The organism is Vibrio plantisponsor (assembly GCF_013041605.1).
GTDB lineage: Bacteria > Pseudomonadota > Gammaproteobacteria > Enterobacterales > Vibrionaceae > Vibrio > Vibrio plantisponsor.
The window spans coordinates 186,922-200,278 of sequence record NZ_JABEQC010000007.1 but is presented as its reverse complement, the minus strand read 5'-3'; the positions used below and the strand labels follow the sequence as shown (position 1 = coordinate 200,278).

At 41.8% G+C, this 13,357-nt stretch carries 13 protein-coding genes; 9 read left to right on the top strand and 4 right to left on the bottom strand.

All coding sequences use genetic code 11. The features are described 5' to 3' along the window. Window positions 1-438: 438 nt before the first annotated feature. Window positions 439-630 (top strand): hypothetical protein, encoded by a 192-nt coding sequence (locus tag HKI82_RS11910; RefSeq protein WP_171138138.1) that lies wholly within the window; start codon window positions 439-441, stop codon window positions 628-630. 128 nt (window positions 631-758) lie between these two features. On the opposite strand, the gene HKI82_RS11905 is transcribed toward HKI82_RS11910, so the two are convergent. Continuing rightward, window positions 759-1,325, bottom strand: coding sequence for a PhnA domain-containing protein (locus tag HKI82_RS11905; protein ID WP_171138137.1), 567 nt, complete (start codon window positions 1,323-1,325; stop codon window positions 759-761). A 170-nt stretch (window positions 1,326-1,495) separates the two neighbouring features. Here HKI82_RS11905 and HKI82_RS11900 point away from each other — a divergent pair, with 170 nt between their 5' ends. After that, window positions 1,496-2,578 (top strand): metalloprotease, encoded by a 1,083-nt coding sequence (locus HKI82_RS11900; protein ID WP_171138136.1) that lies wholly within the window; start codon window positions 1,496-1,498, stop codon window positions 2,576-2,578. A 56-nt stretch (window positions 2,579-2,634) separates the two neighbouring features. Here HKI82_RS11900 and HKI82_RS11895 read toward each other — a convergent pair whose 3' ends face one another. Then, window positions 2,635-3,426, bottom strand: coding sequence for a M48 family metallopeptidase (locus HKI82_RS11895; protein ID WP_171138135.1), 792 nt, complete (start codon window positions 3,424-3,426; stop codon window positions 2,635-2,637). A gap of 116 nt (window positions 3,427-3,542) precedes the next feature. Between HKI82_RS11895 and HKI82_RS11890 the strand changes: the two genes are divergently transcribed. The 5 genes from HKI82_RS11890 to HKI82_RS11870 all read left to right on the top strand — a co-directional run bounded on the left by HKI82_RS11890 (window position 3,543) and on the right by HKI82_RS11870 (window position 7,680). Continuing rightward, window positions 3,543-3,995, top strand: a complete 453-nt coding sequence (locus tag HKI82_RS11890; RefSeq protein ID WP_171138134.1) for a hotdog fold thioesterase — start codon at window positions 3,543-3,545, stop codon at window positions 3,993-3,995. Further along, entirely contained in the window at window positions 3,996-4,229 is a 234-nt protein-coding gene (locus tag HKI82_RS11885; RefSeq protein ID WP_171138133.1) for a DUF3389 domain-containing protein, read from the top strand. An 81-nt stretch (window positions 4,230-4,310) separates the two neighbouring features. After that, on the top strand, window positions 4,311-6,017 hold the full coding sequence (locus tag HKI82_RS11880) for an SgrR family transcriptional regulator (protein ID WP_102942551.1): 1,707 nt from the start codon (window positions 4,311-4,313) through the stop codon (window positions 6,015-6,017). Window positions 6,018-6,025: 8 nt separating this feature from the next. Continuing rightward, window positions 6,026-6,277, top strand: a complete 252-nt coding sequence (locus tag HKI82_RS11875) for a hypothetical protein (protein WP_171138132.1) — start codon at window positions 6,026-6,028, stop codon at window positions 6,275-6,277. Window positions 6,278-6,792: 515 nt separating this feature from the next. After that, the gene (locus HKI82_RS11870; RefSeq protein ID WP_102942549.1) at window positions 6,793-7,680 is read left to right on the top strand and encodes a LysR family transcriptional regulator; all 888 of its coding nucleotides are present in this window, start codon (window positions 6,793-6,795) and stop codon (window positions 7,678-7,680) included. Between the two features lie 53 nt (window positions 7,681-7,733). On the opposite strand, the gene HKI82_RS11865 is transcribed toward HKI82_RS11870, so the two are convergent. Further along, entirely contained in the window at window positions 7,734-10,418 is a 2,685-nt protein-coding gene (locus HKI82_RS11865) for a bifunctional acetate--CoA ligase family protein/GNAT family N-acetyltransferase (RefSeq protein WP_171138131.1), read from the bottom strand. A gap of 216 nt (window positions 10,419-10,634) precedes the next feature. On the opposite strand from HKI82_RS11865, the gene HKI82_RS11860 reads away from it, so the two are divergent. Both HKI82_RS11860 and HKI82_RS11855 read left to right on the top strand, forming a co-directional pair. Beyond that, window positions 10,635-11,210 (top strand): SPOR domain-containing protein, encoded by a 576-nt coding sequence (locus HKI82_RS11860; RefSeq protein ID WP_102969078.1) that lies wholly within the window; start codon window positions 10,635-10,637, stop codon window positions 11,208-11,210. A 149-nt stretch (window positions 11,211-11,359) separates the two neighbouring features. Beyond that, window positions 11,360-12,364, top strand: a complete 1,005-nt coding sequence (locus tag HKI82_RS11855; RefSeq protein WP_171138130.1) for a D-alanine--D-alanine ligase — start codon at window positions 11,360-11,362, stop codon at window positions 12,362-12,364. On the opposite strand, the gene HKI82_RS11850 is transcribed toward HKI82_RS11855, so the two are convergent. Next, a complete protein-coding gene (locus HKI82_RS11850) occupies window positions 12,348-13,307 on the bottom strand; it encodes a tyrosine-type recombinase/integrase (RefSeq protein WP_171138129.1) in 960 nt (319 codons plus the stop codon). The two genes, HKI82_RS11855 and HKI82_RS11850, sit on opposite strands and share 17 nt — an antisense overlap. Window positions 13,308-13,357: the final 50 nt, after the last annotated feature.

Genomic DNA, 13,357 nt, shown 5'->3' with positions numbered 1-13,357 from the left:
CGAATTTCCGACATATTTTTCGCTGCTTGTTCTCCAAGTAACAATGACTGTGGCGTATGCGTTCAGAAATAAAACAGATGACATAAGATGAAAATGAGCTAATTCACGTAAAATCAGCGGAATAGGGGATGTCTTACAGTGTGTACTACGTAGTGAAGTTCTGGGATAGAGTTGGCAAAATATTAAATATTTTATTTGTTAACAAACTGTATAAAAACTTTAAATCGCAGTTGTTTTAAGAATAATTATGCACACATGTGTTGAGCTGGTGGTTTTTTAGTCGCGTAATTTGATTTGATATTTTTAGCTATGTAAACAGGTTGTTTCATTAGAATATCTAATCTGAAATTCCAAATTTTGTCATTTTTTAACCCGCAAATTATTACCTATCATTGCTGCAAATACAGAAAGTTACCGGATTTATTAAGAGAGGCTATCATGGCACAAGCAATGTATATGGGTAGTGTAACAACGACCACCTCTAAGGATAAAAAAACCTATGCGGTTAACTTCAAAGGATTGATTGCTCATCTGATTGATATTTTGTTTGTAGACAACAAACCAGCAGCTCATTACTACAGTGCTGATTTGTCTAACCATATCCAACGTGATATTGGTCTGCAGCGTTAATCAAATGCGTACGAATTAAAAAGCCGAAAACTCTTAGAGTCTTCGGCTTTTTTGCTCTCAACATCTGCAATGCGTGGCTTGTGAAATGGCTGCGTAAATATCAGCGATTTCACAAGCAACATCAGGCATTATTTTTTACGGCAGTACTCAGCAATAATGTACATTGACTGGCCATTCGCTTTACCTGAAATCAGTTTAGGATCGTCAGCTAAGCTAATACCACGTACCACTGTACCTTGCTTAATCACTTGAGATGAACCTTTAATAGGTAGGTCTTTAATGATTGTTACGTCGTCACCTTTCTTAAGCTCTACGCCGTTTACATCGCGTGGTTTTTCTGCGTCATCGTCCATGCCGATTGCAGCCCAGTTTGCGATTTCTTCTTCCATGTACATCATGTCTAGAAGATCTTGTGCCCAGCCTTCAGTCGCGGTAAGACGCTTTAGCTGACGCCATGCTAGCACTTGTACAGGTGGAACTTGGCTCCACATACTGTCATTCAGACAACGCCAGTGATTTGCATCTGCTGTTTCTGGATCTTCGATTTGACTCTTACAAGTTTCGCAAAGCATCACAGAGTGATCTACGGTAACTTGTGTATGTGGTGCAACCACAAACGGAGTTAAAGAAGTTTCAGCAGAGCATAGCTCACATTTAGATTCGCAGCGTTCAAGCAAAGTTGCTTCAGTAGACATATTACCCACCTTTATAAATTTCGTGAGGGCGTATTATCCACTTTATGCACAGGATTTAAAGGGTTATTGATTCAATCTACAAATATCAGAGACATATAACCTATAGTTTTACGTTTATCTTACAAATGGCATAATCGCGCTCCAAGTTAAACTAAGAGTAGAACAGATTTGTGGAACTATTAAGCACGGAATTACTCGGTCACCCGCTTCGTCTTGAAGGCTCTATGGCTGGATGGCAGCAATTGTATTGGAACAATACCTTGGTCTCACAACGGGAAGCCCAAGTTGATGATTCGAGCATAATCAATCACAACTTCAAGCTACAAAGCGGAGAACAGGTCATTGAATGTCGGCTTGAAGTGGACTTAACATGGCAACCTTTTAGCCTTACCTATCGAGTATTGGTCGATGATCAACTTGTTGAAGAGAACGCCCGAACGGAAAAGGACATCGAACGCCAGGTTCCATTCACGCCTCCACCTGCTGAAAAACGTTTTAGTCTGATTGGGATCGTATCGCTTGGTATGAAAGCTCTGAAAAGTGCCAAGCTGATTAAAGTTGTGCTTGCTTCAGCAAGCCTTGCTGCATACTCGTGGTTGTTCTCTTATCAGTTTGCTTTAGCTTTAATCCTTTGCTTAGTGTTCCATGAATATGGGCATGTAAAGGCAATGAAGTATTTCGGTATGCGTACAAAAGGGATTTATTTAGTTCCGTTTTTGGGTGGACTTGCACTGAGTGACGAAAAGATAAACACGCGTTGGCAAGATGTGGTTATCTCGATTATGGGGCCTTGTTTTGGTTTCATACTGTCGCTGATTTTGATAGTCATCTATTGGATAACAGGAAGTCAGCTATGGGCTGCCCTTGCGGTGTTTAACGCGTTCTTAAACCTGTTTAATCTTTTGCCTATACTACCCTTAGATGGCGGGCACGTATTAAAGAGCATCAGCTTTTCGATGAATAGCCGAGTGGGGATGCTGATTTGTATCGTAGCCATTATTGGCGGTATCGCGCTTAGCTATGCATTGGGACTGACCCTGCTTGGATTCCTGCTTATCATGGGTTCACTGGATTTAGTTTTCGAGTGGAAACACAGGCATCACAGCCATCTATTACCTTTAAATAGATATGGACAGATGGTTTCCTCAGTTTGGTATATAGGATTATTGATAGGCTTAATCAGTATTATTGTGGGCTTTGCCTCTACTGGTGATACCTTGCTCAGCTTGCCACTATTGATACTTGGAACATAAAGCTTGGGGAAATGGTTTTAGAACTTATATCAGAAAGGGAGCATCTGCTCCCTTTTCTATATTTGGCAATTTGGACGCTTAGCGCTGCTTGCGGGTAAGGTTTGGATTTTATTCGCCAACTCTTGAATTCGAGTGCTGTGTGATGGGTGAGTAGACAGCAATTCAGGAGGGGAGCTTCCACCTGAAGCTTTTGCCATGTTTTTCCACAAATCAATACTCTGTTTCGGATCAAAACCAGCTTTAGACATCAGTTCTAAACCAACCACATCGGCTTCAGATTCTTGCGTTCTTCCATAAGGAAGTAAAACGCCATATTGAACCCCAACACCAAGCGCAGCCATAGTTAATCCACGGTATTGAGAGTACTCAGAAGCACCAAGTGCAATATCGGTAATCTGCAGTCCCGCATTAGCGAGCTGTGATTGTGACAGACGCTCGTTGCTATGGTCGGCGAGGACATGGGCAACTTCATGACCTATAACTGTAGCCAACTGATCCTGATTAACCGCTACTTTCAATAACCCTGTGTAGACACCTATTTTGCCCCCAGGTAGAGCAAAAGCATTCACTTGGTCACTGTCAAAAACCACCACTTCCCATTGAGAAAAGTTTGGTTGTTTCGGCACATAAGCGGTTATGGTATTCGCCACACACTGTACATAAGCATTGGTTTTAGCATCTTTGCTTATAGGTGTATCGGTTTTCATTTGTTCGAATGACTTTGCTCCCAAACTGCTCATATCTTGATCAGAAAAAAGGATCAATTGATTTCGTCCAGTAGGAGACGAGCTACAAGCGGCTAAACCGAGCGAGGTAAAGAGCAAGGAAGCTTTTATTATCTTATTCATCGTTCGTTCCCAGTCATAAATAATAGGGTTATAGTATCAATCCAAATCTTTACCACTACAATACTAAATCTTTACCACTACAATACTAAATCTTTAAATCGATTCAGGGCGTTACGATGGAAATATGGAAGAAACCAATAAGCTTAGAGATCCTCAATGCAAGCAACAAAAATACGCTAATGGAACATCTCAACATTGTGTATACCGCTTTTACTGAGAATACGGTTACCGCAACCATGCCCGTTTGTCATTTTACTCATCAACCTTTAGGCATGTTGCATGGTGGCGCATCCGTCGTCTTAGCTGAAACTTTAGGTTCAGTTGCTGCAAACTTCGCAGTGGATGACGAGAGTTACTGCGTCGGTTTAGACATCAACGCAAACCATATTCGTTCTATGCGTTCAGGGCAGGTTATCGGCACTGCTCATCCAGTGCATATTGGTGTTTCAACCCAAGTCTGGCAAATCAATATTACCGATGAGCGCGAACGTTTAGTTTGTACAAGCCGCCTGACTATTGCGGTAAAGAAAAAGCGCAATGAACGCCAGCAATTGCGTACAGAGGAATAGATGGTTATTGAATTTAAATACGGCAAAATTATCGCCACTCAGCACGAAATTGTTATTCGTCTAGAGGGAGAGCATCGAGTCACTTTGCAAGCGAACGCGGATGCGGTTCAACTGATGGGCAATGGCGCAAATGTCATCGTGGTGAATTGCAGTGAAGCTAAATGGTCAATGAAACTGGATAATCAAACACAGTTGGAACAACTGGCAGAATGTTTAGGTTGTTCTATTCACTAAAATTATTATCAACTCACTTGCATCAATAAATGAAAATAGGGAAACTCACTACAAGTTTGAGTTATGTGAGATTTCCTCTTTATGAGCAGCCCCCGCTTAAGAGTTCAGTTCGAAACGTTGTTTGAGCACTTCAATGGTCAAGATGCTGATGCTCAGCTAGAAGATGTCGTTGATATTTTGTTTTGTACACGCCGAAATGCGCGAATTGTACTTAATAAAATGGAAGAAGAAGGCTGGATCGAATGGCACCCAGCGGCAGGGCGAGGAAAGCTATCCAAGCTCATCTTCAAGCGCAGTAGGGCTGATGTTAGTGAAAATCTGGCTCGCAGATACCTTGATGAAGGAAAGATAGGTCAAGCTTTCTCTGTGCTTGACCATGATGCCAGCAAGTTAACTCAAGTTATTCAAAGCTATCTTGGTGTCCAACACCAAGAGGGGCTACAGGTTGTTCGTCTTCCTTACTATCGTCCGCTTTCGATGCTGAATCCGCTAAAGCCGATGCGCCGTTCAGAACAACATATCGCTCGTCAAATATACAGTGGCTTGACTCGCTTCGACGAAGAAGAGCAGTTGCAACCTGATTTGGCTCATGCATGGCAATCTATTACACCTCAGCATTGGCGGTTCTACTTGCGTCCCGGTGTTCGTTTCCACAACGGGAATCTGTTGACGACAGAGATGGTTGTAGGAAGTTTATGGAATCTTCGTTTCGTTAATCTGTTTTCCCACATTGATAAAGTTGAATCGCCAGCAGACTGCATTGTCGATATCTGGTTACAGAAACCAGATACTCGGTTGCCTTTACTGTTAGCTGAATGTTGTGCAAAGGTGCTAATACCCGAATCGGAACGTGGTGAATCCTTTGATTTGCTGCCGATTGGTACCGGTCCGTACAAAGTGGTGTTGAATGATGATAAACGACTTGTTCTGCAAGCTTTTGACAACTATTTCGGCTTTCGTCCCTTGCTCGATCGCGTTGAGGTATGGGTGATTGATGAAACGCATTCTTCAATGGTATTTCCCAGCCTTTCTAATCCTGTTAAGAACAAAAGAGGCTCATCCACTGAAGATGTGGATTTGGACCCAGGATGCACCTATTTACTGCTTAACCGTCGCCACGGTATCGCTGCAGATGAAACGTGGGCTGAATACTTGTGCCACAAGCTTAGCGCAATGAATTTGTTTAAGTTGATGCCTGAACAAAACATTGTCGAGTTAGGAGTATTACCTGCGCACGGTCTGAAACCCGGCTGGTATCATCAAGTGCCTATAAGTCACAGTGTCACACCAAGTGAACCTAAACGACTTACTGTTGCTTATCATGCACAGCACCCAACCTTTCCTATGATTGCTAAAGCCATCGAACAACTTCTCAAAGAAGACGGAATCGGCGTTGATTTCATCAAATATGAGCTCACGGTTGAAAATGCTAGCGAAGTAGATATTTGGATTAAGCCGATGGGGATTGCTAGCCATAGAGATGATGCTTTAGCCGGATGGCTTCTCAATGACTCTGATATTGAACACTTGAGTCGGCCAGATGATTTCCGCCGATGGTCTGCTTTGATCGATCAATGGCGTGCTGAATCACGATCTAGCTTTCCGGGCAAAGAAATCGGTAAGTCTCTTGTCGAATCACGACAGGTTATTCCGATGTTTCACTGTTGGTTGGGGGTTAGCAAAGACCAGTGTGGTTCGTTACAGAATGCTAAATGTAACGCTTTAGGCTGGTTTGATTTTAGTCAGGTATGGGTTAAGCCTGAATTTGAGTCTGGCTTTGCCGAATAGGGTTCGAAATGGCAAAACCTAACAAAAAACAACCAGAAAAAAGCGTTGATATTTATTGCAGTAAATGCCGCACCCAACTATTTAAATACAAGAAAGGTGGCAAAGGAGCACTAGTAAAATGCTTCAAAGAGCGTATTGTACAAAACTACGTAACAGAAGCGTGTAAATGCCCAAATTGTGCCAGTGAATTTGCTCGGGAATGCATGATAAGAGGTGCTCCCGCCTACAAAATTATTCGTGGGAAAGTCACGACAAAGTAATCCTTTTTCATAATTTTTATGTTGCTAAAAAGGTTAATAAAGCGAATGAAAAATTAAATTTTTTAACAGAAATGTACGGAAATTGATCAAGGTCGATAAAATCGTTAATTTTTGTTCTTAAGGGTAGCTTAAGTTCATATAAGTGTTAGAATTGCGCCGTAAAATTTATTAGGCCAAATCATATTCAATTTCTTGGAGTTGTCATGGAATTAGCGCTTATCATCACTTTTATCGTCGCGGCTTTAGTCATGGTGAAAAAAGAGATGGCAGAAAACAAATAATTTATCGCATTTACTTCATTTTTCTATACCTTTTTGAATGCAATAAATCACTATCATGAAGTCAGCTTTTGCTGGCTTCATTCGTTTTAGCCTCAGTAAAACAACTTCTTAAGTATAATTTATTAGCAAATATCGCTAATATCGAACTGTCATTCATTTATGTAATCTATAAGAGATTTGCAAACTTATCTGCGAATTGACTTAGAGTGTTACTTTTAGAATAAGGATATCGTTTTGCACAGCCCGATTACTCTTGAAGCACTGCATATTCTCGATGCAATTGATAGAAGAGGTAGCTTCGCATCTGCTGCCAATGAACTGAATAGAGCGCCTAGTTCTTTGAGTTATCAGATTCAAAAGCTCGAGCAAGACCTAGATATCATGATTTTTGACCGTTCAGGGCATAAAGCTAACTTCACTGAAGCTGGTAAGTTGCTGTTAGAACGTGGCAGGGCAATTCTATCCGCAACTGAAAAATTGGTTAATGATGCCACTTTATTGGCCAACGGTTGGGAGCTCGATATTACCGTCGCTTTCGATGGCATTATTCCTGTGGCTTGCTTTTTCCCTATGGTGGAAGAGTTAGGCAATGTGAGTAAGACTCGCATCAGGTTACAAGAAGAAATTCTTGCTGGTTGCTGGGAGTCTCTAGCAACCGATCGCTCTGATTTACTCGTTTGTCCAAAAGTAGATACGTTACCTCAAGACGTTAAATCCGAAACATTGGGCACTATGTCGATGGTCTGGGTCGCGGCAACTAATCACTATGTTCACAAACGCAGTGGTGAGTTTAATGAAGAAGCTAGACAAAAGTATCGCGTAATTGCTATTGCCGATACGGCTAGAGATCAGCCGGCAATGAGTGTGAATATTCTTCAGAAGCAACCTCGCTTAACGGTGACAAATTTTAATGCTAAATGTCAGGCGCTGGTGGAGGGGCTCGGTATTGGTTCTTTACCAAAACATGTCGCTGAACCTTTGATTAAAGAAGGGAAGCTTAAAATTATCAGTGGTACTCAGGCTTGGGATATGGAACTGATTATGGCTTGGCGAAGAAACAAGATTGGCGAAGCAAAATCTTGGTGTATTCAGTATCTTAAGAAGAATTGGAAGCTCGTTTAAGATCGAAACTGGGCAATAAGATCATAACGATCCTATTGCCCGTTTTATTACGGTTAAGGGTTGAGAGGCAACACCATATCAGCCGTACCATCTTCAAAGTGCACATCAACTTCAAAGCCTAATCTTTGCGCCAAAGTTAACATTCCTCTATTGGTTGGCATTGTCATGCCAGACATTTGTTTAGTGCCTTTAGACTTACAGTAATCGATGATCTTAGTCATCAATATCTTACCAAGGCCTTTTCCTTTAACATCAGTGCGAATGAGTATTGCAAATTCTGCATCGGTATTTTCAGGGTTAATCAACGCTCTTGATACACCAATAATTTCTTCCTTGGTACCGTCTTTGGTTACGGCGACAAAAGCCATCTCTCTGTCGTAATCAATCTGAGTTAAATTGGCTAAAGCTTCGTGGTTGAACTCGCCAACATCGGAGAAGAATCGTTTATATAAGTCTTCTTTGCTGACTTTTTTGATGAACTCCGCGTGATGCGGTTCGTCTTCGGGAAGAATCGGCCTCACGGTGATGAGCTCTCCATCTTTAGCCATGCATTCCTCAACCAGTTCTGTGGGGTAAGGACGTATAGCGAGTCGGCTTTGTGCATCACCTTTAAATTTTTTCAAAGTTAAGTCGGCGTCAAGTATGGTGAATTGGTCACCGTTTACCAGTACAGGATGAATATCCAGTTCGTGTACTTGAGGGCATTCAACTACCATCTGAGAGATACGCACAAGGAACTCAGAAAGCCCGTTAATATCAATCGGCACAGGAAGCTTTTGCAGACGAATCTTGCCACTGCGAATAGCACGCACGATAAGGTAACGTGCAAGTGTCATGTTTAGTGGAGGAAGTGCTGCCGCAGCATCTGTAGCTTCGTTCCATTCTGAGCCACCCTGACCAAGCAAAATGACAGGGCCAAAAGTACTATCGTGTTTAACTTTGATTCTTAATTCTTCACCGCCAGCAAGTTTCGCCATCCCCTGAACGAGTAGGCCATGGATATTGGCTGAAGGATAGTGAAGCTGCGCTCGGTCAAATATGGCCTCAGCTGCACTGGAGACTTCGTGTGATGTTCTTAAATTCAGCATCACGCCTTGAACATCTGATTTATGTGCGATATCCGGAGATCTTAATTTCACTGCTACGGGATAGCCGATCGTTTCTGCAATATGGACAGCTTCACTTGCATCACTTGCGATCCAAGTTGGCAGTAGATTGAAGTTGAAACATTTCAGAAAGTTACCGATTTGATGAGTATCTAGATGTAGCTTATCGTTGTTCTCTAGATGCTCATCAATCCACAATTTGGCCGCGTTAATCTCGGATACGTGTACAGCTTCAGAAGTGGTCGGTGTTTCCATCAGCTGTTTTTGGTTTCTTCGGTATTCGACCAAGTGCATGAAGGCCACAACAGCGCTTTCAGGCGTTCTGTATGTTGGAATGCCAGCTTGGTTAAATAATTGCCTTGCAGGTCTTGCCGTGAGTTCACCAGACCAATTAGTGAGAATATTAAATCGTCTTGCTCTTGGATGAGATTTAATAAGGTCTATGATTGCTTGTGCGGTTTGTTCTGACTGTGCAATGGCTGAAGGACTGTGCATGATCAAAATGGCATCTGCGTTATCACTATCCAACACCGCTTTTAACGCATTGATATAGCGGTTATGATCTGCGTCGCCAACGATATCGATAGGGTTTCCGTGTGACCAGCTTTGTGGCAGGCACTGGTTCAATGCTTCGTAAACAGAATCTTCTAGTTCTGCTAAACGCCCACCGTGATCTAACAATGTATCAGTTGCCATGATTGCTGGGCCACCACCGTTGGTGATAATAGCAAGTCTTTCGCCGCGTAATGGTACTGAGTGGGTTAAGGTCTCTACTGCGGCAAATAGTTCATGAGTATTATTTACTCTCAGCATACCTGTACGGCGAATTGCTGAGTCATAGATGATATCGAGCGTATCATCTCCACCGGTGTGCATTTGTGCTGCTTTCTTGCCGGCTTTCGTTCGCCCGCCTTTTAAAACTAGTATTCTTCTATTACGTGATGCTGCACGAGCGGCAGACATAAACCGTCTGGCGTCTCTTATCGTATCGACGTACAACAAAATTGCGTCTGTATGTTTATCAGTACTCAGGCAATCGAGTAAATCTGCGAAATCTATATCTGTTGCATTCCCCAAAGATACAAATGCAGAGAAGCCAATTTGTTTGTCGTTAGCCCAGTCAAGGATCGTTGTACAGACAGCTGCGGATTGAGAAATAAAAGCGATATTGCCCTTAGTTGCTGTGACAGGTGAAAAAGAACCGTTGAAGTTTGCCCAAGGTAAAATTAAACCTAGGCTATTGGGTCCTAAGATTCGCATACCCGACTGCTTTGCTATTTCATTACATTGAGCTTGTATTTCAAAACCTTGAGTATCCAAAGTGTACATATCGGACGACAACACAATGACATTGGCAACGCCAAGGTCAGCTAGTTGCTTAATTATGGTCACATTCCGGCTGGCATGAGTGCATAGAATGGCGATGTCTGGGACCAAGGGAAGTGAAGCAATAGTTTTGTAAGCCAGAACACCACACACCGAAGGATAGTAGGGCGTAACTGGCATGATGGCTCCGTCAAATCCGCCCTGAAGGAGGTTCTTCATAACGATGTTGCCGGAGCGAAAAGGGCGAATAGAAGCACCAATTACAGCGACTGATTGAGGTTTAAGCAACTGACTTAAATTGTTCATGATAATCTCGCCATATATTGACTGTGCTTATATCCTAACCAATTAATGGTATATCTGTTTGCGTATTTAGTATCACTGTGATCATTACATCACAGTTCAAAGGCTACTTTGTGTTCTAAATCACACGTTACCGTTATATATTAGTGGCCTAAGCTTGATTCTAAGCGCCTCTATCGGCATGATTTAATTAATTACAATCAGAGCGTTAATAATTCCATGAAAAAAATTTCAATAGTAGGCTTGTCAGCAATTTTAGCTGCGTGTTCATCAGGTTCATACACCACCGATGTCACCTCAGAAAGTCACCGCGAAGATTACAATGTCGCTACAGTTCAACAGCCTGTTGTCTCTGATTCAGGCATGGCGACAGGTATCACAGAGTCAAACGTAGAACCTCAGGTTATTCAAACGGCTCCACAGCCAGTGGAGAAAAAAGTCGTTAAGATGAGTCCTAAAACCGCTACGGTTTCTATTACTCCACCTACGGCTAAACAAGTTGCGATGAATCCTCGCTATGGATATACGATTCAAGTTGTTGCTGTGGGTAGCCAAAACAAAGTTGACCAGTTTGCCAGCAAGTTGCCAAAAGATGGCCAGCCAATTTGGGAAAACTACAAAGTAGTTAATGGTACTAAGTGGTACACGATTCTGTTTGGTGATTATGCAACGCGTCAAGAAGCAGTAAAGGCCATCTCTGAGCTGCCTGCAGACTTCCAATCTTTGAAGCCGTTTGCGAAAAGTATCGACTCTATCAAGAACTCAGAATTTCCGACGCTTAACAAATTAAATTAAGCATAGGTTATTGAACAGAAGGGGCATATTTGCCCCTTTTGACTGTTATCTAAGCAGTTAAAACAAACAATTGCTAATAACGGTGTAAGTTCCACTTGAATTTACTATGATAGACGAGCAATTTACTCAAAGATGTCACGGATATATCAATGACAAAGACAACAATCCTTCTTTTATGCGGCGGCGGATCTTCAGAGCATGCTGTATCTCTTGTTTCTGCTAATTATCTGCAGCAGCAATTAGCATTAACTCCAGAATTCGAAGTCATTCGTGTCGAAATGAATCAAGATGGTTGGTTCGCAGAAAACAACGAGCTCGTTTATTTAGATACCAATACCGCGACACTAAATAGCGACAGCTTTGTGAAGAAAGTGGATTTTGTCGTTCCATGTATTCATGGATATCCGGGCGAGACTGGTGATATTCAGTCAATGCTAGAATTGGCAGGAATCCCTTATCTGGGTTGTGCTCCTGAAGCCAGCAGCAATAGCTTCAACAAAATCACTTCTAAGCTATGGTATGACGCATTAGGCATTCCAAATACACCTTATCTATTCTTAACTGAGAACACTCAAGAGTCCTATGAGCTCGCAAAAAAAGCGTTCAATAAATGGGGTAAAGTGTTTATCAAAGCTGCACGTCAAGGCTCATCTGTTGGCTGTTACAAGGTCACAAATATTGATGATGTCGCAGCGGCCGTAGATGCAGCATTCGGTTATTCAGAGCAGGTTCTGGTAGAAAAAGCCGTCAAACCGCGTGAACTTGAAGTGGCAGCCTACGAAATTAATGGTGAATTGCACATTTCTAAACCTGGTGAGATCATCGCGCCAGAGGATGCGTTCTACACGTATGAAGAAAAATACAGCGCAGATAGTCATTCGACAACAGAAGTTGAAGCAAAAAAACTAACAGATGAACAGCGCCAGGTGATCTATCAAAGTGCGGTAAAAGTGTTTAAGCATATGAAGCTAAGACACCTTTCACGCATCGACTTTTTCCTTACTTCGGAAGGGGATGTGTACTTAAATGAAGTCAACACCTTCCCAGGAATGACTCCAATTTCAATGTTCCCTAAAATGCTTGAGCACAACGGACATAAGTTTTCCGACTTTTTGGCCCAGTGTGTAAAGAGTTCTATTACTCCCAAGGCTTAAATGAGAAAAATTTAAGCTTCTCTTGTTCAGCTGTGCCTTTGTTACCTACATATTGGTATGGCATAGCTGGACTAAGCCATCTTCCAAACTCCTGAATTTCTTTGATTTTATAGCCTTGTTCAGACAATTCCTGAACAGCACCGACTCTTGCCGATTGACCAGAAAATTTAAGTTCAGGTTTACCTAGCAAAGTGCCAGCATTTCTTAGAATTCGAAATATTGACGAGTCATTGAGAATATTGTTTGCAACATTACCGTGTTTATCAATCGAACGAAAAACATAATGACAATCACGCGTGACTAATGGTAGCCATTTACTCAAACAATTTGTTGCGTTCAGTGAAAGTTGGTATCGAGATTCCCCAAACGATAGAACCAAATATTCACCATTGGTGTTGATCTGATTGAATGTAAGATTTTTTAGTTCAGAACGCTTCAAAGCACATTCAAACATCACATGATAAATTGCCAAGTCTCGAATTTCTTTTACTGCTTTGCTCGTGGAGTATTTTGAATATAGCGTTTGTAAGTGAACACTGGTAAAGCTCATTGCTTGTTCTTCATCTCCCTTTTTATTGAGACGAAGAGATATAAGTGATTGTCTTACTTTGGGATTATTTGTAGGGTCTTTAAGAGACAACAATCGATGAATAAGGCTAATAGTGACACTGTAGCGTCTAATGGAGCTATATTTACGTGTCTTGGCTTCAGATTCGAGGAACAAGCGAGTAGCTGTCACTGAAGCGGGAAGTGCCGAAACAGACTTACTTTGGCAGAAGCTAACAAACAGATTCCAGTCATTTTTAAGGGCTAATAGAGAGTTATGTGCATAAGAGTGTTGTGTTAAGTCATCCATTTGCTCTAGACTTACCGTCTTATTAAACTCAGTAACCTTATGTTTTAGAATGTTTTGATCTGTGACGTAAGTTAGCTTTTTTCTCATTCTGAGGCACTATAACTTATCATTTTGCTAAATAATATACTTGATAACCA

Bases quoted from the DNA above. Each gene is read 5' to 3' on its own strand.
- HKI82_RS11865 (WP_171138131.1), bottom strand. From the start codon at position 10,418: ATGAACAATTTAAGTCAGTTGCTTAAACCTCAATCAGTCGCTGTAATT.
- HKI82_RS11885 (WP_171138133.1), top strand. From the start codon at position 3,996: ATGGTTATTGAATTTAAATACGGCAAAATTATCGCCACTCAGCACGAA.
- HKI82_RS11895 (WP_171138135.1), bottom strand. From the start codon at position 3,426: ATGAATAAGATAATAAAAGCTTCCTTGCTCTTTACCTCGCTCGGTTTA.
- HKI82_RS11875 (WP_171138132.1), top strand. From the start codon at position 6,026: ATGGCAAAACCTAACAAAAAACAACCAGAAAAAAGCGTTGATATTTAT.
- HKI82_RS11890 (WP_171138134.1), top strand. From the start codon at position 3,543: ATGGAAATATGGAAGAAACCAATAAGCTTAGAGATCCTCAATGCAAGC.
- HKI82_RS11855 (WP_171138130.1), top strand. From the start codon at position 11,360: ATGACAAAGACAACAATCCTTCTTTTATGCGGCGGCGGATCTTCAGAG.
- HKI82_RS11850 (WP_171138129.1), bottom strand. From the start codon at position 13,307: ATGAGAAAAAAGCTAACTTACGTCACAGATCAAAACATTCTAAAACAT.
- HKI82_RS11880 (WP_102942551.1), top strand. From the start codon at position 4,311: ATGAGCAGCCCCCGCTTAAGAGTTCAGTTCGAAACGTTGTTTGAGCAC.
- HKI82_RS11860 (WP_102969078.1), top strand. From the start codon at position 10,635: ATGAAAAAAATTTCAATAGTAGGCTTGTCAGCAATTTTAGCTGCGTGT.
- HKI82_RS11905 (WP_171138137.1), bottom strand. From the start codon at position 1,325: ATGTCTACTGAAGCAACTTTGCTTGAACGCTGCGAATCTAAATGTGAG.
- HKI82_RS11910 (WP_171138138.1), top strand. From the start codon at position 439: ATGGCACAAGCAATGTATATGGGTAGTGTAACAACGACCACCTCTAAG.